Origin of the sequence: Rhizobium sp. BK181 (assembly GCF_014193305.1) — a bacterium.
Taxonomy (GTDB): Bacteria; Pseudomonadota; Alphaproteobacteria; order Rhizobiales; family Rhizobiaceae; genus Rhizobium.
In genome coordinates, this window is sequence record NZ_JACHZA010000004.1 from 64,566 (window position 1) to 85,489 (window position 20,924).

General features: G+C 59.2%; 18 protein-coding genes. 9 read left to right on the top strand and 9 right to left on the bottom strand.

Annotated features, from left to right (window positions below; translation table 11 throughout):
- Positions 1 to 3 precede the first annotated feature (3 nt).
- The 4 genes from FHT77_RS12765 to FHT77_RS12780 form a co-directional block, all read right to left on the bottom strand.
- Positions 4 to 216 carry a hypothetical protein gene (locus FHT77_RS12765; protein WP_007814759.1) on the bottom strand — a complete coding sequence of 71 codons (213 nt, stop codon included), beginning with the start codon at positions 214 to 216 and terminating at the stop codon, positions 4 to 6.
- Positions 213 to 1,166, bottom strand: coding sequence for a carbohydrate ABC transporter permease (locus tag FHT77_RS12770; RefSeq protein WP_016555185.1), 954 nt, complete (start codon positions 1,164 to 1,166; stop codon positions 213 to 215). Before FHT77_RS12770 ends, FHT77_RS12765 begins: the two co-directional genes overlap by 4 nt.
- Positions 1,163 to 2,131 carry a carbohydrate ABC transporter permease gene (locus tag FHT77_RS12775; protein WP_176705700.1) on the bottom strand — a complete coding sequence of 323 codons (969 nt, stop codon included), beginning with the start codon at positions 2,129 to 2,131 and terminating at the stop codon, positions 1,163 to 1,165. Before FHT77_RS12775 ends, FHT77_RS12770 begins: the two co-directional genes overlap by 4 nt.
- A 101-nt stretch (positions 2,132 to 2,232) precedes the next feature.
- The gene (locus FHT77_RS12780) at positions 2,233 to 3,558 is read right to left on the bottom strand and encodes an ABC transporter substrate-binding protein (protein WP_114713745.1); all 1,326 of its coding nucleotides are present in this window, start codon (positions 3,556 to 3,558) and stop codon (positions 2,233 to 2,235) included.
- A 664-nt stretch (positions 3,559 to 4,222) separates the two neighbouring features.
- Here FHT77_RS12780 and FHT77_RS12785 point away from each other — a divergent pair.
- Together FHT77_RS12785 and FHT77_RS12790 are read left to right on the top strand one after the other, a co-directional pair.
- Positions 4,223 to 4,369 carry a hypothetical protein gene (locus FHT77_RS12785; RefSeq protein WP_183755383.1) on the top strand — a complete coding sequence of 49 codons (147 nt, stop codon included), beginning with the start codon at positions 4,223 to 4,225 and terminating at the stop codon, positions 4,367 to 4,369.
- Between the two features lie 147 nt (positions 4,370 to 4,516).
- On the top strand, positions 4,517 to 6,232 hold the full coding sequence (locus tag FHT77_RS12790) for a hypothetical protein (RefSeq protein WP_183755384.1): 1,716 nt from the start codon (positions 4,517 to 4,519) through the stop codon (positions 6,230 to 6,232).
- A gap of 76 nt (positions 6,233 to 6,308) precedes the next feature.
- Here FHT77_RS12790 and FHT77_RS12795 read toward each other — a convergent pair whose 3' ends face one another.
- The 4 genes from FHT77_RS12795 to FHT77_RS12810 all read right to left on the bottom strand — a co-directional run bounded on the left by FHT77_RS12795 (position 6,309) and on the right by FHT77_RS12810 (position 9,779).
- On the bottom strand, positions 6,309 to 6,452 hold the full coding sequence (locus FHT77_RS12795) for a hypothetical protein (protein WP_183755671.1): 144 nt from the start codon (positions 6,450 to 6,452) through the stop codon (positions 6,309 to 6,311).
- Positions 6,445 to 7,539, bottom strand: coding sequence for an amino acid ABC transporter permease (locus FHT77_RS32040; RefSeq protein WP_183755385.1), 1,095 nt, complete (start codon positions 7,537 to 7,539; stop codon positions 6,445 to 6,447). The genes FHT77_RS12795 and FHT77_RS32040 overlap by 8 nt, the downstream gene beginning before the upstream one ends.
- A 2-nt stretch (positions 7,540 to 7,541) precedes the next feature.
- Complete coding sequence (locus FHT77_RS12805; protein ID WP_183755386.1) at positions 7,542 to 8,690, bottom strand: amino acid ABC transporter permease; 1,149 nt, start codon at positions 8,688 to 8,690, stop codon at positions 7,542 to 7,544.
- 66 nt (positions 8,691 to 8,756) lie between these two features.
- The gene (locus FHT77_RS12810) at positions 8,757 to 9,779 is read right to left on the bottom strand and encodes an amino acid ABC transporter substrate-binding protein (RefSeq protein ID WP_183755387.1); all 1,023 of its coding nucleotides are present in this window, start codon (positions 9,777 to 9,779) and stop codon (positions 8,757 to 8,759) included.
- A gap of 475 nt (positions 9,780 to 10,254) precedes the next feature.
- On the opposite strand from FHT77_RS12810, the gene FHT77_RS12815 reads away from it, so the two are divergent.
- Together FHT77_RS12815 and FHT77_RS12820 are read left to right on the top strand one after the other, a co-directional pair.
- A complete protein-coding gene (locus tag FHT77_RS12815) occupies positions 10,255 to 11,448 on the top strand; it encodes an amidohydrolase family protein (protein ID WP_183755388.1) in 1,194 nt (397 codons plus the stop codon).
- Positions 11,448 to 12,932, top strand: coding sequence for an amidohydrolase family protein (locus FHT77_RS12820; protein ID WP_183755389.1), 1,485 nt, complete (start codon positions 11,448 to 11,450; stop codon positions 12,930 to 12,932). The genes FHT77_RS12815 and FHT77_RS12820 overlap by 1 nt, the downstream gene beginning before the upstream one ends.
- 132 nt (positions 12,933 to 13,064) lie before the next feature.
- Here the strand turns inward: FHT77_RS12820 and FHT77_RS12825 are convergent, their stop codons facing one another.
- The gene (locus FHT77_RS12825; protein WP_312859745.1) at positions 13,065 to 13,742 is read right to left on the bottom strand and encodes a GntR family transcriptional regulator; all 678 of its coding nucleotides are present in this window, start codon (positions 13,740 to 13,742) and stop codon (positions 13,065 to 13,067) included.
- 457 nt (positions 13,743 to 14,199) lie between these two features.
- Here FHT77_RS12825 and FHT77_RS12830 point away from each other — a divergent pair, with 457 nt between their 5' ends.
- The 5 genes from FHT77_RS12830 to gltS all read left to right on the top strand — a co-directional run bounded on the left by FHT77_RS12830 (position 14,200) and on the right by gltS (position 20,856).
- Positions 14,200 to 14,457, top strand: a complete 258-nt coding sequence (locus FHT77_RS12830; RefSeq protein ID WP_183755391.1) for a glycine zipper domain-containing protein — start codon at positions 14,200 to 14,202, stop codon at positions 14,455 to 14,457.
- Positions 14,458 to 14,824: 367 nt separating this feature from the next.
- A complete protein-coding gene (locus FHT77_RS12835; protein ID WP_183755392.1) occupies positions 14,825 to 16,372 on the top strand; it encodes an AbgT family transporter in 1,548 nt (515 codons plus the stop codon).
- Between the two features lie 43 nt (positions 16,373 to 16,415).
- The gene (locus FHT77_RS12840) at positions 16,416 to 17,618 is read left to right on the top strand and encodes a M20/M25/M40 family metallo-hydrolase (RefSeq protein ID WP_409527451.1); all 1,203 of its coding nucleotides are present in this window, start codon (positions 16,416 to 16,418) and stop codon (positions 17,616 to 17,618) included.
- Positions 17,619 to 17,730: 112 nt separating this feature from the next.
- A complete protein-coding gene (locus FHT77_RS12845) occupies positions 17,731 to 19,566 on the top strand; it encodes an SLC13 family permease (protein WP_183755394.1) in 1,836 nt (611 codons plus the stop codon).
- A gap of 84 nt (positions 19,567 to 19,650) precedes the next feature.
- A complete protein-coding gene (gene gltS, locus FHT77_RS12850; protein WP_183755395.1) occupies positions 19,651 to 20,856 on the top strand; it encodes a sodium/glutamate symporter in 1,206 nt (401 codons plus the stop codon).
- Positions 20,857 to 20,924 lie beyond the last annotated feature (68 nt).

The window sequence follows — 20,924 nt, forward strand, 5'->3', positions numbered from 1 at the left end:
GGCTCACTCCGGGAACTTCGAGACGATGATGAACATGGCCGTGCCGGCCAGCAACGTCACCAGCGAATAGGTGTAGAGAACCAGCAGGAACGGCTGGAAGAGCATCAGGAAGCCGATTGCGATCAGGGCGGTTGCGATATTTTCCATGGGGCCACGCCGTAGGAAGAACGGACGCTTCGGCCGGGATGGGCGCGGTGTTTCGATCAGGTGCGTCATTTGCGGACCGCTCCGAAGGTGATGCCACGCAAGAGCTGCTTGCGTAGGAGAATAGTGAAGACAAGGATGGGGATGAGGAAGATCGTCGTTCCCGCCGCGACCGCTGGCCAGTCCTGACCACCTTCGCCGATGATGGTCGGGATGAAGGGCGGGGCCGTTTGGGCCTCGCCGGAGGTCAGCAGTGCCGCAAAGGCATACTCATTCCAGGCGAAGATCAGGCAGAAGATCGCGGTGGCAGCAATGCCTGTCGTTGCCTGCGGCAGGACGACCTTCCAGAAGGCCTGCAGCCGCGTATAGCCGTCGATCATCGCGGCTTCCTCATATTCGCGGGGGATCTCGTCGATGAAGCCCTTGAGCAGCCAGACGGCGAGCGAGACGTTGACCGCAGTGTAAAGCAGGATCATGCCCAGCGCCGTGTCGGAAAGCCCGAGCTCGCGGTACATCAGATAGATCGGGATGGCGACCGCAATCGGCGGCATCATGCGGGTCGACAGGATGAAGAACAGCAGGTCATCGGCGAGCGGTACCCGGAAACGGGAGAAACCGTAGGCGGCCAGCGTCCCCAACGAGACGGCCAGGAAGGTCGAGCCAAAAGCGATCACCAGCGAGTTGGCAAAACGCGGCAGGAAGTTCGACGGGCCGGCGATCACCATGTTGCGCTTGCGGGTCACCTCGTCGCAGGTGCCGGTCGGGGCGGGCAGGGAGGCGATGTATTCCGGCGTCTGGCGCGTTCTCGTCGTCAGAAGGTTGCAGTACCCCTCCAGTGTCGGCGTAAAGACGATCTTCGGAGGATAGCTGATCGAGTCGGGCGGCGATTTGATGCTGGTCAGGAAGATCCAGACGAGCGGGATCAGCGTGATCAGGGCGTAGACGATAACGATGGCGCCGGCGATGCGCTTGCTGGTCGAGCTCGGTTCGACGACCGAATGGGCTGAGGTGGCGGAACTCATCGTTGCTTCACCCTGTTAAGTGCCTTGACGTAGATGTTGGCGAGGCCGAACACGGCGACGAAGAGGACAATGGCGAAGGCCGAGGCCCGCCCGGTTGCCCAGCTCTCGAAGGCCGCGCGCTTCAAGGTGATCGAGGCGACTTCGGTGGTCGAACCCGGACCGCCGCCGGTCAAAAGCGTGACCATGTCGAACATCTTGAAGTTCTCGATGCCGCGAAACAGCACGGCGAGCATGATGAAGGGCAGGGCCATCGGTACGGTGATCGACCAGAACTGGCGCCATGCGGAGGCGCGGTCGACCTCCGCCGCCTCGTAGATATAGTCGGGAATCGAGCGCAATCCCGCCAGGCAGATCAGCATGACGTAGGGTGTCCACATCCAGGTATCGACAATGATGATCGCCCAGGGCGCCAGCGTGACGCTGCCGAGCATCTGGATATCAGCGGTCGGAATGCCGGTGACCAGAGAAACGGCATAGGCAAAGAGTCCGATCTGCGGCTCGTACAGGAAGCGCCAGAAGTTGCCGACGACAGCGGGGGACAGCATCATCGGGATCAGGATCAGGGTCGTCCAGAAGGCGTGGCCGCGAAACTTGCGGTCGATCAGGTAGGCGAGCGTAAAGCCGATGACCGTCTGCAGCAGGATCGTCCAGAACACGAAATGGGCTGTCGTCTGCATCGCCTGCCAAATGTCGGGGTCGGTCAGCACGCGCTCGTAGTTGTTCAAGCCGACGTTCTGAACCGGCGCGTTTGGGCGATTGGCGCGATAATTCGTGAACGACAGATAGATTGCCCAGATGAGCGGGAAGATGTTGATGGCGAGAAGCAGGATGATGGTGGGGGCGATAAACACCCAGGCGATCGCCCGGTCGGACAGACCGCGGACCCGGCGAGCGACCGATACCGGTGTTGCTCTCGCAGTCGCATCCGCTGCCTGCTCGACCATGGAGGAAGAGGAAATGTTCAAGGTGTCACCCGGTCTTTGCGTATGTGAGACACGTGGCGGCCCGGCAGTCTTGGCAATCCGGGCCGCCATTCTGGCAAGAATGTTGTGCGTCCTGCCGGACACTAGATCTTGCCGTCGTCCTTGAAGACTTCGGTCCAGTCCTTCACCAGGCCGTCAAGCGCCTCCTGGGCGGTGCCGTTGCCGGCCACGACATAGTTATGAACGCGTTTCTGCATGTCCTGGAGTAGGGTTGCATAGCTCGGCTCGGCCCAGAAATCCTTGACGATCGCCATCGAGTCCAGGAATGCTTGGGCGTAGGGCTGGCTGGAGGCGAAGTCCGGGGCGTTGACGACCGACTTCAGGCACGAGTAGCCGCCGAGCTGCCACCATTTGGCCTGCACCTCAGGCTGCGCGAACCACTTGATGTACTGCAGAGCGGCGTCCTTCTTGTCGGAATAGGAAACCACCGAGATGCCCTGTCCGCCAAGCTGGGCGAAATGCTTCTTTTCGGCCGGGTTGGGGAAGAAGCCAATCTTGTCGCCGCCGACTTTCTCGTCCTTGTAGAGACCCGGCCACGTGAAGGCGAAGTTCATCTGCATCGCCACCTGGCCTGACTTGAAGGCGTCGGCCGATTCGACCATGTAGACGTTGGAGCTGCCGGGCGGTGTGCAGCAGTCATAGAGCGCCTTGTAGAATTCGAGGCCCTTGACGGCGTCAGGTGAGTTGACAAAGCCTTCCATCTCGTAGGGCTTGTCGGGGTTGTCGTACTGGAAGCCCCAGTCATAGAGGACGTTGGTCACGCCCATCGTGATGCCTTCGGAGCCGCGCTCCGTATAGATCGAGGCACCGTAGACGGTCTTGCCGTCGATCTCGCGCTTTTGGAAGAACTCGGCGATCTGCTTCAGCTCGTCATAGGTCTTCGGCGCTGCGAGATCCCGGCCATATTTTTCCTTGAATTCCTTTTGCAGTTCTGGCCGCTCGAACCAATCCTTGCGATAGGTCCAGCCGACGACGTCGCCCATGGCGGGCAGTGCCCAGTAGTTCGGCGTGTTCTTCGGCCATTCCGAATAGCCCACGACGGTCGCCGGCACGAAGTCATCCATCTTGATGCCTTCCTTGTCGAAGAAGTCGTTGAGCTTGACGTAGTGGCCGTTCTCAGCCGAGCCGCCGATCCACTGGCTGTCGCCAATGATCAGGTCGCATAGCTTGCCGTGGGAGTTCAGTTCATTGAGGAAGCGGTCCGCGTAGCTCGTCCAGGGCACGAACTCGAACTTCATTTCGGTGCCGGTCTTGGCGGTGAAATCCTTCGAGAGTTCGACCAGCGCATTCGCCGGGTCCCAGGCGGCCCAGCAGAGTGTCAGTTGATCGGCTTTTGCGAGATTGGGCAGCGCCGACGAGATGATGAACGCCGAGGCCAGCCCGAGAAGGGCTTTCGATTTCTTCTGCATTAGTTCCTCCCAGAACCAAAGGCCGGCTCCCCGCCGACCGCGCAAGTTCACCCATTTCTGAAAATGCTAACATGAACTCCTCAACTCTCATGTTTAGCAATATGTTTAGTAATAGATAAATTTATAAACAATGCAAGCGGGTTTTTATTGTTGCGACGCCTAGGGCCGGACTGCTTGCTTACGACGCCGAAAGGCCAGAAACCTTGCCGATATCAGGGCTTGCCTTGCTATTGGCGGCGTGTCGCCCAAAAGCTGACGCGCCCGGACATGGAACTGCTTCTCCATGATCGTCGCCGCTTCCGTCGCCGCGAGGATGGAAGCGCTTAGGTCGCGCCTCCGGCGCACATCGAGATCATCCGCGTCTAGAGATCAATGGATACCGATATCGTATCCCTGGGGTAGTACTTGGCGCACCCGGCAGGCCCAATGCCTCGATACGTTGAAATTATTCTCGCTCCCTGCGAGGTTTTCCGGTAATATAGTTGGGAAAGATAGCCGACTAGCGCTCGAGAGAGCTCATGAATTCGCGCCTCGTCGCTCGGCACTACTCAAATTTCAGATGACATATCTTCCGCCACCGCAAGGTGGCGTCGATGCAGCACGCGTGGCCGCTATTTCGCACGTCAACGGTCCCGCAAGTCCTTGAAGCAACGGGAGAAGGAAGATGGATTTCATCGAACAATGGTTCGGGGTTTCCCCAGACGGCGGCGACGGTACGACCGAACTCCTCTTTTTTGTGATCATCATGGTCCTCCTTGCTGCTATCGTCTGGCGTCGCTGGATAACGCATCGCAAAACCCGCAACTTTTGAGTGCTCCAATGGTTCCCGTCCCGTTTGGCGGCGGCGGCGCAGTGCGCGGCATTTCGGCCATGAACGATCTCTCGTTTTCGGACCACCGCGGTCAAAGCAACTTGCAGCGGCGGTTCATGGACGAGCTACTTGCGAGGAGGCACGCCTATGACCACGGATGTTGTCACAATTTATGAGGACGCAGGCTTTGGAGGACGAAGCAAAGCGCTTGCGCCGGGTGGCTACCGCTTTTTTACACCCGACGATTTCAACGATGTCGTGTCTTCCATCAGGATTCCAACAGGGCTCGGGGCGCAACTCTTCGAGCATGCCGATGATGGCGGCGGCTATGGCATTTCCATCGACTTGCTGGAGGATTGTCCGGATCTCTCGGTGTACGGTTTCAATGATAAGATCTCGTACGTGAACGTGTTTTCAATCGCCGATCGACCGGGCTTTGTCTGGGCGCGGAGCCGCATGGAAAACGGCCAGTTCATCCCGGGTCACTGGGAGCGCCAACGAGCGAATGGAGCCCTGCCAGACAACTCTACGGCAGTGGTGTCGCCGCCATATGCGCCACATCCCTCCACTGCGGCAACGGTGATGCAAGTTGACGGCGCCCAAACAATCATCACGTTCCTGGGCGGCCAGAACGGCTCGGACGCAGCAATGTGGGATCATGCGGTTGCCGACCAGATGGGGATCATCGGCAGCGACTTCAGGGGCCCCGAAGAGATTGGCTCGGCCGCTTTCGAGCGGGCGTCGAACAATATAGCAATTCCTGACAACTTGAACTTCTGGTATCCGCAAAAACAGCCGCGTGACCACCGATCCGTCGTCTATTTCAAACGGACGCTGGTCGGCAAAGTGGATAGCGTTCATATCGCCGATATCAACGGTACCTACGAAGACCATGACGTCAACATAGACGTCATTCCCAACGATAAGTACCAGTACCTTATCACCGACGGGCATCCGCGCGAGTACACCGACATCATGAGCGCCCAGTGGAATCTGAGTCTTCACCAGTTGGGCAAGCCCAATTGCGACGATAGCGAGAGTGTCGCCGAGGCCGCTCTGGTCGAAGCGGAAATACAGCCTGACGGCGATGTTCACTCCGGAACGGCGCAGACATTGAACGACTTGATCTTGGCACGAGGGCCTCAGGATATCTGCATCTACGGTGTCTGGATTTACGACAAGGGCCACTGCTGCCACTCGGAGATCCATCCCGCCGAGCAAATCTGGTGGCGGGATGATGTAAGCGCCAATCAGCATAAGTATACGCTTAATGTCTTCTGCGATGCCTCCAAACGCTTCTGGTGGCGGGACCAGATGGACGATGGCACCAAACTCAAGCCTTGGGGTGCGCCACCGATTGCCGGCACATTTGCCATCGCGTTCGAGGCTGAATTGGGCAAACCCGCCGTCACATTCGAGGTATCCAACATCAATGATTACAACGTCGCGGTCATTCCCAATGGTAACCAAGTCTACAATCTCGTTTACCAGAACAACGTTCTCGTGTCGTTCATTCCACACAACGACGCGTTCAAGGTGACGTATGAGAACGTTGGATTGACCCGCGACAACAAGGTCAGGGGATTCCTCGTCATCCAGACAACGGTTGGAACGGTTACCCAGACGACAACCCGGCTGGTCATTCCCAATTCCAATCCGCAGCTAGCGCCGATCGTTGCGGATATCCCGCCCGGCACGGACGTCAACACGATAGATCAGCGGTTCGAACGGGAAGCCTTCAAGAAAGTTGAAGGGCGCTATATGTTCAGCGTGATGCAGACCAATCCGCTGCCGCACCTTGTGCATGGCGTCTGGAATTCAGATTTCCTACGACACCGGCTGCATGTCACGCCGACGCTTTGAGTCGCAGATCGCCACATAACACCACGCGAACTCGGGCTGCGTTTGCTTACGGCCCCAAAGCGGACCGACTTGTCGTTCAGCCAACAAAGCGGTCCGCCGACGGCACATGGTCATGCCCGGCGATCACGCCTGTCGATACCAGCGTCTCAAAGAACTCCACCTTTAGGTCGAAGGATTTCAGGAGTTTTTGGGTGCTTGGTACGTGAATGAAATTAATCATGAGTCGTCCTGAAATAACGCTCGAGGAAGCGACTGTAAGCCCCCATCAGCGCGCTGAAGATAAAGTAGACGGCGGCGGCAAAGACGTAGCCTTCGAGCACCGCAATACCCTGCCAGGCGGGATCGCGCATGGCCGAGCGTACGGTGTCGAGGAAATCAAGCAGGCCGACAATGGTGACGAGGGTGGTGTCCTGGAAGAAACTGATAAAGAGCGCGACGAGCGGTGGGATGACCTTCTTGATTGCCTGCGGCAACACGATCTTGAGCATCGTCAACCAATAGCCCATGCCGAGTGATGCACTCGCCTCCAGCTGACCTCTCGGCACGTCCTGCAGTCCGCCGCGCACAGTCTCGGCGATATAGGCCGCGGCAAAGATGATAATGGCGATCTGGGCACGCAGAAGCTTGTCGACCGTCACACCATCCGGCATGAACAGCGGCAGCATGACTGTCGCCATGAAGAGGATGGTGATCAACGGCACGCCGCGAACGATTTCGATGAAGCTGGTCGCCAGCACACGGATCACTGGCAGGTCGGATGCTCGCGACAAGGCAAGCAGGACACCAAGCGGCAACGCCAGGGATAGCCCGACGAAAGCGAGCATGAAGGAGAGCGGCAGGCCGCCCCATTGGGTCGTTGGGACCGCGGGTAGCCCGAGGACGCCGCCCGCCATCAGTCCATACAGAACGGGCAGGATGACGACCATCCACACGATTAGCAGGTTGCGGCTCCATAGCTGCGGGACCATGGAAACCACGGTCGCGCCGATGAAGACAATCAGCGAAAGAAATGGCCGCCACTGTTCCTCGAACGGATAAAAGCCGAATGCCATATAGCGAAGCTTGGCACCGAGGAATGGCCAACAAGCACCGCTCGCCACCTTGCAATCCTCAGGTGTGCCGGCAAACGTTGCGTCGATGAGCAGCCACCGAGTGGCGAGCCAGCCGATACCGATGACGGCTGCGCTGCAAAGGATGGTGATCAGCACGTTGCCCGGCGTCCCGAAGAAATCTTGCCACCAGCGGGATAGCCGCCGAGGAGGCGCGTCGCCTGTGGTTGTGCCGAGCACGAGTTGGAGTTCCGTCACGGTCAGCGCTCCTTCAGGGCAACGTGCTTGTTATACCAGTTCATGATGAGCGAAATGGCGATCGACAGGCCAAGATAGGCGCCCATGAAGATCGCAATGGTTTCCATTGCCTGTCCGGTCTGGTTCATGACGGTGTTGGACACCATCACGAGGTCGGGATAACCGATGGCGATCGCCAGAGAACTGTTCTTGAAGACGGTAAGATATGTGTTGGTGAGCGGCGGAATGATCAGGCGAAGTGCCTGCGGCAGGATGACAAGGCGCATGGCTCGCCGCCGGGGCAGACCGAGCGCCATCGATGCTTCCCATTGCCCTTTATGGACGGCCTGGACTCCGGCACGGACGATCTCGGCGACGTTTGCCGACACGCTGAGTGCGAGCCCGAACCAGAGTGCCACAAATTCCGGCCTGACCTGCAATCCTCCCGTCAGGCGGAAACGGCCCTTTTCCGGCAAGTCGATGGCCATGTTAACGCCGCCCAGCAGCAGGACGAGGCCAATCGGAGCAATGGTAGCGAGCAATGCGATGAGGGGGCCATGGTTGGAGGTGCCCGTAGCAAGCCGTCGGCGCAGCGCGATATGTCGAATGAGGAGCGCCGAGACGATGCCGAGCCCGACTGCTCCGAGAGCAATGGAAAGGCCGCGCTCAAAGCTTATGGAGGGGATGACCAGGCCGCTGTTGGAGAGATAGACATGCGGCGCGAGCGGCAGGGCTGCTCGAACAGGCGGCAGCACATTGATGATCACCGCGTACCAGAACAAGAGGTAGAGCAGAAGCGGAATGTTCCTGAGCGCCTCGACGTAGGACAGCATCAGCCGCTGGAGCAATGGATTGCGCGACATGCGACCGATGCCGACTGCAAGCCCCAGGATCGTGCCAAACAAGCCGGCCAGCAGCGAAACCTTGACGGTGTTTGCAAAGCCAACGAAGAGGGCGCGAGCAACGGTGTCGGTCGGCTCGTAGGCGATCGCGGCCTCGCTGATGACGAAACCGGCCTGGCGCGACAGATAGGAAAAGCCGGTCGTGATGTCATGTCTGGCAAGATTGTTGCTTGCGGTCGCAAACATCGACCAAGCGACAAGCGCGACGACGCCGATTGCCATCCACTGGTAAAAGAGCGCGCGAAAGCGCGCGTTGTTCATGAAAGCCATTGAGAGCATTCCGATGAGAAACCGCGCGAGGTGGTTGCGCCCGCAAGCTGCGGGCGCAATGTTGTCTCAACGGAACGGTGGAGCGTAGAGCAGGCCACCGGAATTCCAGGGCGCGTTCGGGCCGCGCGTCATGGCGAGGCGGGTGTTTTCCCCAAGGGCGCGGTCGAAGACTTCGCCGTAATTACCGACAGACTTGATGATGTTGTAAGCCCACTTGTCGTCGAGCTTCAGCATCTCACCCAGATTGTCGGTAACACCAAGCATACGCTGGATCTCCTGGTCGTCGCTCTTCAGCTTTTCATCGACATTGGCCTTCGTGATGCCCTTTTCCTCTGCCGCCATCAGCATCCAGACGGACCAGGACACGACGTCGCGCCAGTTGGAATCGTTCTGGCGAACGGCTGGTGCGAGCGGCTCCTTCGAGATTGTCTCCGGCAGGACGACATAATCGTCCGGCTTGTTGGAGACAGCGCGGATCGAGGCAAGGTCAGAACGGTCCGAGGAGATTGCGTCGCAACGTCCGCTGAAGAAGGCAGCGCGGTTTTCATCCGGGCTTTCGAAAACGACGAGCTCGAACTTGGAGCCCAGCTTGCCGAAGAAATCGCTGAGGTTCTGCGCCGTCGTCGTCCCCGGCAGAGTGCAGATTGCGGCGTCCTTCAGCTCTGCGGCGCTGTTGACGCCGAGCGACTTTGGCACCATGAGACCCTGACCGTCATAGAAGACGACTGGTGCGAAATCGAGGCCGAGGGAGGCTTCGCGGCTGTAGGTCTGCGTCGTCTGGCGTGAGAGAACGTCGATCTCGCCGGACTGCAGGGCCTGGAAGCGGGTGTTGATGTTGGTCGGAACATATTCGACCTTGTCACCATCTCCCAAGGCTGCTGCCGCGATCGCGCGGCAGATATCGGCGTCGAAGCCCTCCATTCGCCCTTGGTCGTTGGGTGCTGCAAAACCTGGCGTCGCGAGCGACACGCCGCAGATCAGCTTGCCACGCTGCTTCACCGTGTCGAGTGTGTCGGCATTGGCGATCGCAGTGGTTGCCAGTACGCCGAGAACTGCGCTGAGGCAGCCGGCCAGAGTTAGTCCTTTCATTCAATCCTCCCGTGATTGCGGCACTATCGTCGGCAACTCCTCTTCGCCTTGGGTACGATAATGCCTCCAAAATTGTCTACAATACATTATTTGCGTTGACAACGCATGGCCTGTCTTTTGATCGGGGAAGTTCTGACGGCTGTGAAACGCTCGATGTGAAAGCCTGTGGAGCCTAACCACAGTCTTTGATCTCAGTAAAAGATTGTAGACAATTCACATTGACATAGCTTCGAAGGCTGCCTTAATAGCCGACGCGGGAGCAAGGGAGGTGGTTGCTCGCGGAGGAGCATTGCCCCGCCCGTGTAGCGAGGCGTTGCGGTGTGGACTGGCTGCAATCGACCTGGACCAGCCTTCCGTTTGGGCTTTCTCCCAACCTGAAGTCATTGATAAAACCGTCCGCCCTTTAGCGAACGGACCGAGCCGCATCCTGTCAACTGGCCCACGTGATGCGCGCAAGCCGAAACGGAGGTACCCCATGCATGATCTGTTACTCCGCAACGTCAGGCCGATGGCTGGCGAAAGCTGCGACATCCTGATCAGGCGTGGCAAGATCGCGGGTCTTGGATCGTATCGGCCAGAAGACGGCATGGCCGTGGAGGATGGCAACGGCGCGATAGTCGTGCCGGGCCTGATCGACGCCCACACCCATCTCGACAAGACGACCTGGGGCATGCCCTGGCATGTCAACGATCGCCCCGCGATCCTGCGGGGGCGGATCGATTTCGAAAGGGAAAACCGGCAGGAGATCGGCATCGACGCACACCGGCAATCGATGCGTCATGCGATCGGCCTTGCCGCGAACGGCGCGAGCCACATCCGCAGCCATGTTGATATCGACACCAGGCACGGGCTGTCCCTGGTCGAGGGGGTGTGGAGGACGCGAGACGCGCTGAGGGACATCATCGATATCGAGATTGTCGCCTTCCCGCAATCCGGCGTCATGGTCATGCCGGGTACGGTGGATCTGCTGGATGAGGCACTGCGGCAGGGCTGCGAAGTGCTGGGTGGCATCGATCCCTGCGGGATCGACCGCGATCCCAAGGGACAACTCGACATCCTGTTTGCACTCGCCGTGAGACACGGCGTTCCGATCGACATCCACCTGCATGAAGCCGCAGATCTCGGCGCCTTCACCATGGAACTGATCTTCGAGCGCATCCGCGCCAACGGCATGGAAGGCAAGGTGGCGATCAGCCACGCCTTTGCGCTCGGCATGAATGACTATGTCAGGGTCGGGAAGCTGATAGAAGAGATCGCCCGTCTCGACGTTGCGATCCTGACGACCGGTGCTCCGTCCGTTAACGTGCCCTCGATCATGCGGCTCAAGGAAGCGGGCGTGCGTGTCGGTGGTGGCTGCGACGGCATACGCGATACCTGGGGCCCGTGGGGGCAGCCCGACATGCTCGACCGCGCAAAGGTGATCGGCATGAAGAATGGACTGCGCACGGACCAGGAGCTTGCCCATGTTCTGCACGTCGTCTCAAAGGGCGGCGCCGACGTAATGCGGATCGACGGTTACGGCCTTAATGTTGACTGCAATGCCGATTTCACGCTTCTGACCGGGGAGACACTTGCGCACGCCGTCGTCGACACCGCGCCCCGACCACTGGTCGTCAAGAACGGCCGCGTTGTTGCCCGCAAGGGCAAGGCCATCGTGGAGATGCCGTGATGAACAAAGCATCCCTGGAACTCGGCCGCCGCCCCGAAGGCCGAACGCTTCTTACCGCAAGCTGGGTTGTTGGCCATAAGGACGGCTCCCACCGCCTGCTGCGCAATGGCGAAGTGGTACTCGAGAACAACGAAATTCTCTTCGTCGGCCATCGCTTTCCTGGCGAAGTGGCTCGGCGCATCGATTACGGCAATGCACTGATCAGCCCCGGCTTGATCGATCTCGACGCACTGTCCGATCTCGACACGACCATTCTCGGCATCGACAATCATCCCGGCTGGGCCAAGGGTCGCGTCTGGCCGCGCTCCTATGTCAAGGCCGGCCCCTATGAGATGTACAGCCAGGACGAACTGGCCTTCCAGAAGCGCTTCGCCTTTGGCCAGTTGCTGTTGAACGGCATCACGACGGCAGCGCCGATCGCCTCGCTGTTCTACCGCGAGTGGGGCGAGACGGTGGCCGAATTCGATGCGGCGGCTGATGCGGCCGGCGAACTCGGTCTCCGGGTCTATCTCAGCCCCGCCTATCGCTCCGGCGGCATGGTGCTGGAAGAACCGGGGCGCATGGTGCCGGTCTTTGATGAGGAGCGCGGCTTGAAGGGCCTGAAGGACGCTATCTCTTACATCGAGCGGCAGAACGGTCGTCACGGCGATCTCGTCCGTGGAATGCTGGCGCCTGACCGCGTCGAGACGTCTACCCTGGCACTCCTCCAGCGCACGGATGCCGCGGCGCGCGACCTCGGTTGCAAGTTCCGCCTGCACATGGCGCAAGGCGCCATGGAGGTCGATACTGTTCACATGCTGCACGGCTCGACCGCCCCGGTCTGGCTCGCCAAGGCCGGCCTTTTGAGCGATCGGTTGATCGCGCCGCACGCCACAAATGCAACGGAGGAGGATCTTGCCCTCTATGCGGCAAACGGCGTTTCTATCGTCCATTGCCCACTGGTCTCAGGCCGCGGCGGCAGCACGCTCAATTCCTTCTCGGCCTGCCGCAAGCGTAGCATCAACATCGCCATGGGCACGGATACGGCGCCTGCTGACATGTGGATGAACCTGCTCGTCGGACTGATCACGGGGCGCGTCAACGACGGCGCGCCGGATCGGCTTCGCTCAGCCGATCTCTTCGATGCCGCGACGCTTGGGGGCGCGCGTGCGCTTGGCCGGACGGACCTCGGTCATCTGTCCCCCGGCGCTCGTGCCGATATCGCCGTCTTCGATCTCGACGACGTGATCATGGCGCCGTCGATCGATCCCATTACAACTTTGGTCACCAGCGGTTCGGGCAAGGTGACGCGCGCTGTGTTCGTCGACGGCCGCGTCTCGATGCTGTCCCGCAAGGTTGCGGGCATCGACATGGAGAAGGCACGGGTACAGGCGCAGGCGCAGTATGACGGGCTGATCGCCAAATATCCCGAACGAAGCTGGAGCAATCCCCCGGTCTCGGAGATCTTCGCTCCCAGCTATCCGGTTGACGCTGACCTTGGGTGAAGTTCGGTAGGCGGTCATCGACGTCCGCTATCTCGAGCTAGAATTTCCGGGTCACCGCGACAAACAACGCGATCCGTGAACTCCCCGGCGGCCTCGGGTTATCAAGGACGCGACATCTGCTTAAGGATACAGCTACGCAAGGGCTGCTCGCAGGTCATGGGAAAGGTCGCGGATTTCGCTCAGGTCGAGTTCTGATTCAACGTGCTCCAGGTGATGGGCCATCAGCTGAGAGGCCTTCTCGGCATCCTTGGCGGCGATCGCCTCGACGATCTCCTCGTGCTCGTCAGGTCCGCAATTGAAGCGGTTCGTGTTGCGGTAGACAGCAGTGATCAGCGATGAGCGGGCGATCAGATCCCTCATCGTCGTGAACAGGAAGTCGGAGCCGACGGTTTCGGCTAGCAGTAGGTGGAAGCCACCGGAGAGCTTGATGATGTCGCTCGTGACGTCCGCGGCATTGGCAGCCCGTTCCTTGGCAACATGGTCGCGCAGCCGCCTGAGGTCGGCCTTGTTGACAGACTGGCACAGGCGTTCGACGACGCAACGCTCCACCGTGCGGCGTACGAAGAAGACATCGCGGGCCTCCTCGACCGAAGGCTTGGAGACGAACGCGCCCCGATTGGGAATGATCGTGACGAGACCATCGCGTTCAAGCACCGTGAGGGCCTGGCGGATGCGGGCGCGGCTGACGTTGAAAATCGCCGCCAGTTGCTCTTCCTTGAGCTGAATACCGGGGCGGAGCCTGCGCTCAGCGATAGATAGCCAGACTTTCTCGACAATTTGTCGCGCAGACGGGCCAGGTTGTTCGGTCACGAAATTCACTCCCATTCGGGTAAGAGAAGCTCGATGCCGCAGGGAAAGTCAACCGTAGCAATTGTTGTTTTGGTTGCATAATTGTCAGCAATATCGGGGCAAATTGTTGAGGAGAGGCAGTGAGTTCTTTGATGCAGGTCGACTTATCGGGCTTCAGGGCAAGCTGCCCGTCTGTTGAGGCGACTCATGACATCACGGCGGACTGGACCTGTGCGGATGAACATGCCGAAGTGAAGCGGTGTGGACCGTAATCGAGGGTTGCCAGGCGGGTGTGAGGACAGTCTGATCATTCCGCCCCGGCGGACGGCCCTTGCCACATTGTCCAGAGATTTGAACTCAGAGCTTGGTTTTGGGATTCTATGCTGATCACAGCCATCTTGGCCACACTATAGTCACTGCAAGCAACGCCTTTCTCCTACGGTCTTCGGATTTGTAAAACGTCGCAAAGGGGAGATTAATGAAGAGGTTACTGATTTTCTCGTTGGCGGGCCTGGCGCTTGCGAGCTGCACACCGACGCAACAAGGTGCGGGTATCGGCGCCGCCACTGGTGCGGTGGTTGGTGGTGCCGTCACGAACGACGTGCGTGGTGCGGCCGTCGGCGCGGCGATCGGTGGAGCCTCCGGCGCCGTGATCGGCAACGTGGCCGGTCGTCCGGGCCAGTGCGAGTTTCGCGATCGCAACGGTCGGCGTTATATCGCAGCCTGCCCGCGCTAACGATGAAGACGGGCGGTGTCATTCGCGTGAGCAGGCGATGGGGCCAACACGTTCTCAACACGGGCCATCCTGACGCCGGCTGGATTTTTGCGATATGCGGCATTCCCGTCACCGAAAGAGCGCGCTGATTTTAGCTCCTGCAACGGCTCTGGTGAATGAGCAGGTATGGCGTTTAACGTATTGAAATATAACATTATATTTTCGTTGCAGCAAAGGGTTCACTTGCCGGCGACGTGCAAAAGCGGTTGATCCATAGCGCTCCATTCGTGCCATTTCGCGGGCCGACCACTGTTAAGGCAACGCACCTAGCAAGCTCATTTGACCATCCATCGGGTGCGACATAAGTCGGTTCAACTGGAGGCAAGACATGGCCACTGCCAATACCGCATCAAAGACCACGATGCAGAGGTTCCTGGACGGCGTCGAAAAAGTGGGAAACATGGTTCCCCATCCTGTGATAATTTTCCTGATCCTGATCGGCATCGTCATCGTCCTCTCAGCCGTACTTGGCGCCTTCGGAGCGTCCGTAAGCTACGAGCGCATCAATCCCGACACGCACGAGATTGAGCAAGCCTCGACATCGATCCGAAGCCTGCTGAATGTGGAGGGCATTCGCTTTCTGTATTCGTCCCTTATTCCCAATTTCATGAGCTTCACGGCCGTCGGGTTGATGATCGCTGCCATGATCGGTGCGGGCGTGGCCGAAGAATCCGGTCTCGTCACAGCGCTGATCCGCAAGCTCGTCATTGTCTCGCCGAGCTGGGCGCTGACCTATATCCTGGCTTTCGTCGGTATCCTCGCAAGCATCGCGGCAGATGCCGGCTATCTGGTGCTGATCCCGCTTGCCGGTGTGGCTTATATGGCAGTCGGGCGGCACCCGTTGGCTGGTCTTGCGCTTGGTTTTGCCGCCGTGGCTGGTGCCTTCACGGTCAACATGCTGATCAAGCCGCTCGATGCCGTGCTCGTTGAATTTACCAACGACGCTGCGCATCTGGTTGATCCAGCGCGTTCAATCGGCCTTGCATCAAACGTCTGGTTTTCCATTGCCTCGGTGCTGTTTTTGACCGTGGTGATAGCGTTCATAACCGATCGCATGATCGCGCCCAGGCTTGGTGAGTATGATCCGGCAGCGGCGGAAGGCGGTGTGCAGGCTCAAGGGGCCACCCTTTCTGAGCAGGAATCACGCGGCTTGCGGTTCGCACTATACGGCCTTATCGGGCTCCTGGTTGTTTTCCTGCTGTTGACCATCCCGAGCGGCGCGCCTCTGCGCAATCCCGATACCGGCGAGCTCATCGGCAACTCACCCTTCATGAACGGCCTGATTGCACTCATCATGCTGATCTTCCTGGTAACAGGATGGACTTATGGCATCGGCGCCGGAACGTTGAAAACGCTGGCCGAGGTCATCGCGGCGATCGAGAAGTCGATCAAGAACATGGGCGGCACAATCTTCCTGTTCTTCGTTCTTAGCCAGTTTGTCGCCTATTTTACCTATACAAACATCGGCACCGTCATGGCGCTCAGCCTTTCAGGCGTGTTGCAGGCAGCCAATATTGGCGCACTGCCGCTGCTTATCGGCTTTATCGTTGTGGTCGCGATTATCGACCTGCTGCTAACGGGCGCCATTGCCAAGTGGGCAATCTTCGCTCCGGTCTTCGTCCCGCTTCTCATGAAGCTTGGTGTTGAACCGGAAGCCGTCCTTGCGGCCTATCGCGTCGGCGATTCCCCAATGAACGCGATCACTCCACTCAATGCCTACTTCGCACTCGTCGTCGGCTTTGCCCAGAAATACGACAAGTCCGCAGGTGTCGGCACGATCGTCTCACTGATGCTTCCTTATGTGGTGCTGATGTTCGTGTTGTGGACCGGCCTCTTTGCGGTCTGGAAGGCCCTCGGACTGCCATGGGGCCTATGACAATCCTCAAGCGAATAGATACTCGAACGAACGGATGGACATCATGAGCAACATCTCAATTCCTCTCGACGTCGCCGCAGCTGAAGACCATCTGATGCGTTTCCTGTCGGTGGAGGGTGTCACCGGGTACGAGAAGAACATCGGCTTTGCCGTCTGCGACGCGTTGAAGAAGATCGGCGTTCCGGAATCGGCTATTCGCTTCGATGACGCCAACAAGCGTATTCCGCTGCCGACGGAGACGGGCAATCTGATCGTGGACATCCCGGGAACGCGGCCCGGGCCACGCCTTCTCTTTTCCACCCACCTGGACACCGTGCCGCTTTGCGCGGGCGCCAAACCAAAGCGCGAGGGCGACCGCATCGTGTCCGACGGGACCACGGCACTTGGCGGCGATGCCCGAACCGGGGTGGCACTCCTTGTCGTGGTTGCCGAGACGCTGATCAAGCATAAGCTGCCTCATCCGCCAATCACCCTACTGTTTACCGTTCGCGAGGAGAGCGGGCTGCATGGGGCACGAGAACTCAACCCGGCTGACCTCAACGGCGCGGCAATGTGCATCAATGTCGATGGCCAGATGGCTTCAGAACTCATTGTCGGCGCTGTTGGGCAGGAAAACTGGGAAGTCGAAATCAAAGGTCGCGCGTCGCATGCCGGCGTTGCGCCAGAGAAGGGTATTTCGGCGACACTGGTTGGCGCCGTGGCGTTGGCGGAAGCAAAGCACAGCGGCTGGTTCGGCAAAGTGGTCAAACCGGATGGTCGCGGCACAAGCAACGTCGGAATTTTCGGTGGCAAGGACAACAAACCCGCAGGTGATGCGACCAACGTCGTAACCGACTACGCCTTCATCAAGGGCGAAGCGCGCAGCCCGGAAGCCGCTTTCGCGACGAAGATTGCCAACGGTTACAAGGAGGCGTTCGCGAAGGCGCAGAGCGAAGTGACCGACTATCAGGGCGACAAGGCAGAGGTGAAATTCAGCCACAAGCCCTCCTATCCGCCATTCGAGTTGGGCAAGGACACGCCGATCGTGAAGCGCGCGACAAAGGCCTTGCAAATGCTTGACATCGAGCCAGTGTATGTCTTCTCGAACGGGGGATTGGATGCCAACTGGCTCGACAAGCATGGTGTACCAACTATCACCATCGGAGCCGGGCAAGCCGAGATCCACACGATCAAAGAATATGTGAACCTCAAGGAATACGAGAAGGGCTGCCGTTTGGGTGTACTCATGGCGACACTCGACGATTGACGAGTTCTGGAAGGTTAATTTGGTCGGCCGCAGTCGCTCGGCGCTCATGAACGCCTGCGCTGGGGCCGGCTTGATTTTGGACGGTTAGGGCAGGCAAGAGGGAGCAGGGCGATTGAGTCCAATAGCATACACAGCGACTATCATCGCCGTTGCCGTCGTACTGTTCGTCTGGAACAAGCTGCCGGTCGTCTTCGTCGCCATGCTGACGGCACTTGCCTTGTGGGCGAGTGGTGTCCTGACGCTTGGACAAGCCCTTGGCGGTTTCGGTGATCCAGCGGTCATCTTCATCGCATCCCTTTTCGTCGTCAGTTCCGGGCTCGAGGTCACCGGGGTGACCGCTTGGGCCGGACAACTGCTGATCCGCGGGGCCGGCGAGGAAAGCCGGACACGCCTTCTCCTCCTGACCATGGCACTTGTATCGCTCCTGACCGCGCTGATCAGCGTCAATGGCGCTGTCGCTGCCCTGCTGCCGGTCGTGGTCGTCATAGCTGTCCGCCTTCGGCGCAGTTCGTCGCAGCTGCTCATGCCGCTGGTGTTTTCGGCACATGCAGGCTCGATGCTGGCCCTGACCGGAACACCGGTCAACGTGCTGGTTTCAGAAGCAGGCATCGACGCAGGCGTCGGTGGGTTCGGCTTCTTCGAATTTGCGCTTGCGGGCATCCCACTCCTGGCAGGCACCATGGCCATCATCATCCTCTTCGGAAAGCAGCTGCTTCCGGAGCGTAACGGCGCGACTATGCCGGCCGATTTCAGTCGCCATGCCAAGACACTGGTAGAACAATACGGCCTTGCAAGCGGGATCTACCAGATGCGAGTGCGTGCAAGCTCGCCCTATGTCGGCAAAGCCGCGAGCGCGTTCGATCTTTCGGGCCATCCGGGATTGCAACTCGTCGCCATTCAGGAGGGCGAGACGGCCGGTCCACTGCGCAGGTCTGCCATCGCTGAGGGCGATCATTTTATCTTGCGCGGTGAGCCTGACGTTGCAGCGGCCTATGCTGCCGACATGCACCTGGCCCTTCGCGACGACAAGGCGAACGGTCAGGGTGAAGAGACCTTGTTCAATCGCAACTCAGGCCTTGCAGAGGTCGTCATCCCGCCACGCTCGGGCCTCATCGGCCAAGCAGTTTTTCCCGGCATGGTGACCGAGAGCGGTGATCTGATCATTCTGGCTGTCCAGCGCGCCGGCGCCGGGATATCGCCCGGCAGCGCCACCAAGGAAGCGGGCGGTATCGTCCTGCAGGCAGGCGACACAATGCTGCTGCAGGGAACGTGGAAGGCGCTCGATGTGCACCTGAACGATCCCGACGTTTTGGTTGTCAATTCGCCCGAGCTTGTCCGACGCCAAGCGGTCCCGATGGGTCCCGGCGCGCGTCAGGCCGTTATCATCCTGATTGCGATGGTTCTGCTGCTTGCCACTGGTATCGTGCCGCCGGCGGTGGCTGGCTTACTTGCTGCAGGAGCAATCATCCTTTCGGGGATCATGAGCGTCGAACAAGCCTATCGGGCTGTGGGCTGGACGACCGTCATCCTCGTTGGCGCGATGATGCCGCTTTCGACAGCAATGATAGAAACAGGCGCGGCGAAGCTGATGGCGGAGCATCTGGTGAATCTCGTGGGTGACGCCGGTCCGGTTGCGCTGCTTGCCGGACTGTTTGTGCTGACGGCAATCATGGGGCAACTCATCTCCAACACTGCAACAGCATTGATTGTCATCCCGATCGGCGTCGCAGCGGCCACCGCCATGGGCATTTCTCCGCGCCCTGTCCTTATGAGCACGGCTGTTGCAGCCGCCGGCGCCTTCCTCACGCCAATCGCAACACCGACGAACCTGATGGTGATGGGCCCGGGGGGCTATGCCTTCAACGACTACTGGAAACTGGGATTGCCGTTGCTGATCTGGTTTTTTGTCGTGTCAGTGTTCATCGTCCCTCTAATCTGGCGCTTCTAAGCTGCCGGTTATCCAGGCAGAGGCGCGCTGGAACAACAGTCGACCGCAAGTGCGGCAAGGCCAGGATGTCAGTAAGGGTGACACATGTCGGTGATACAGGTCCCGGGACTATTGTCCTTTACCATCGCAATTCTCGTCTTTTTTGCTGGTGCCAATCTCAATCGCTTCATTCCCGTGCTGGCTCGGTGGAGCATTCCGGAAGCTGTCACCGGCGGACTTCTCGCGGCGTTGGCGACACTTGCGGCCTACGAATTCCTTTCCGTCGAGATCAGTTTTACGCTTGCCGCACGCGACATGCTGCTTCTTTACTTCTTCACGGGCGTCGGGCTGAACGCCAGGCTTTCCGATCTGGTGGCAGGTGGAAAGCCACTTCTGATCCTTCTTGCCATCACGCTTGTGTTCCTGGTCATCCAGAACGCAATTGCCATCGGCGCCAGCAATCTGCTTGGTCTTCCCCCAGGGATGGCGATATTGCTGGGGTCGACGTCCCTGATCGGCGGTCATGGCACCACCATTGCATGGGCTCCGATCATCACCAATCGTTTCGGGCTTACGAGCGCACTGGAGGTTGGCATTGCCAGCGCCACGCTTGGTCTTGTGATTGCCAGTCTCATCGGCGGGCCGATCGCACAGTACCTCATCACCCGTTATCGGCTGAGCGGAAGCAAAGACGAAGAACTTACGATAGGTGTGTCCCGAACAGCTGCCAGCACGCACGATGACGAGGTCAGCTACATCAGCCTCTTGCGCACTCTCCTAGTGACCAACATCGCTATCCTCATAGGATACACACTCCATGAGATCATCCTGGACGCCGGCATCAATCTTCCGCTCTTTGTTGTGTGCTTGCTGGTCGCTATTGTGATGACGAACACTATCCCCTCCATAGCACCGAACCTCCCTTGGCCAACGCGCAGCCGCGCGCTCTCACTTATCTCAGATCTCTCGTTGAACGTGTTTCTCGCGATGTCGCTGATGAGCATGCAATTGTGGGGATTAGGTGGGCTCGGTCTGGCGCTTGTCATCGTGCTGGCGATTCAGACGATCGCTGCGATTGCCTATATACTTTTTGTGGTGTTTCCGGCCATGGGGCGCAACTATGAAGCGGCGGTCATTTCAGCTGGTTTCTGCGGTATTTCGCTGGGTGCGACCCCCACAGCGATCGCGAATATGACCGCAGTTACCAAAATCCATGGCGCGGCAACGATCGCCTTCATCATCCTGCCCCTCGTTTCGGCTTTCTTTATCGACCTTGCGAACGCCGCCGCTCTTGGCTTTCTTGTCCGGTGAGGGTCTACCAGCACGGATCATCAAGAACGCTCGGAGACGCCGATTCTGACAAATGCGTACGGCCTTGT

Coding starts and splice junctions, on each gene's coding strand:
- FHT77_RS12765 (WP_007814759.1), bottom strand. CDS start 216: ATGACGCACCTGATCGAAACACCGCGCCCATCCCGGCCGAAGCGTCCG.
- FHT77_RS12770 (WP_016555185.1), bottom strand. CDS start 1,166: ATGAGTTCCGCCACCTCAGCCCATTCGGTCGTCGAACCGAGCTCGACC.
- FHT77_RS12780 (WP_114713745.1), bottom strand. CDS start 3,558: ATGCAGAAGAAATCGAAAGCCCTTCTCGGGCTGGCCTCGGCGTTCATC.
- FHT77_RS12785 (WP_183755383.1), top strand. CDS start 4,223: ATGGATTTCATCGAACAATGGTTCGGGGTTTCCCCAGACGGCGGCGAC.
- FHT77_RS12790 (WP_183755384.1), top strand. CDS start 4,517: ATGACCACGGATGTTGTCACAATTTATGAGGACGCAGGCTTTGGAGGA.
- FHT77_RS12795 (WP_183755671.1), bottom strand. CDS start 6,452: ATGATTAATTTCATTCACGTACCAAGCACCCAAAAACTCCTGAAATCC.
- FHT77_RS12805 (WP_183755386.1), bottom strand. CDS start 8,690: ATGGCTTTCATGAACAACGCGCGCTTTCGCGCGCTCTTTTACCAGTGG.
- FHT77_RS12810 (WP_183755387.1), bottom strand. CDS start 9,779: ATGAAAGGACTAACTCTGGCCGGCTGCCTCAGCGCAGTTCTCGGCGTA.
- FHT77_RS12815 (WP_183755388.1), top strand. CDS start 10,255: ATGCATGATCTGTTACTCCGCAACGTCAGGCCGATGGCTGGCGAAAGC.
- FHT77_RS12820 (WP_183755389.1), top strand. CDS start 11,448: ATGAACAAAGCATCCCTGGAACTCGGCCGCCGCCCCGAAGGCCGAACG.
- FHT77_RS12830 (WP_183755391.1), top strand. CDS start 14,200: ATGAAGAGGTTACTGATTTTCTCGTTGGCGGGCCTGGCGCTTGCGAGC.
- FHT77_RS12835 (WP_183755392.1), top strand. CDS start 14,825: ATGGCCACTGCCAATACCGCATCAAAGACCACGATGCAGAGGTTCCTG.
- FHT77_RS12840 (WP_409527451.1), top strand. CDS start 16,416: ATGAGCAACATCTCAATTCCTCTCGACGTCGCCGCAGCTGAAGACCAT.
- gltS (WP_183755395.1), top strand. CDS start 19,651: ATGTCGGTGATACAGGTCCCGGGACTATTGTCCTTTACCATCGCAATT.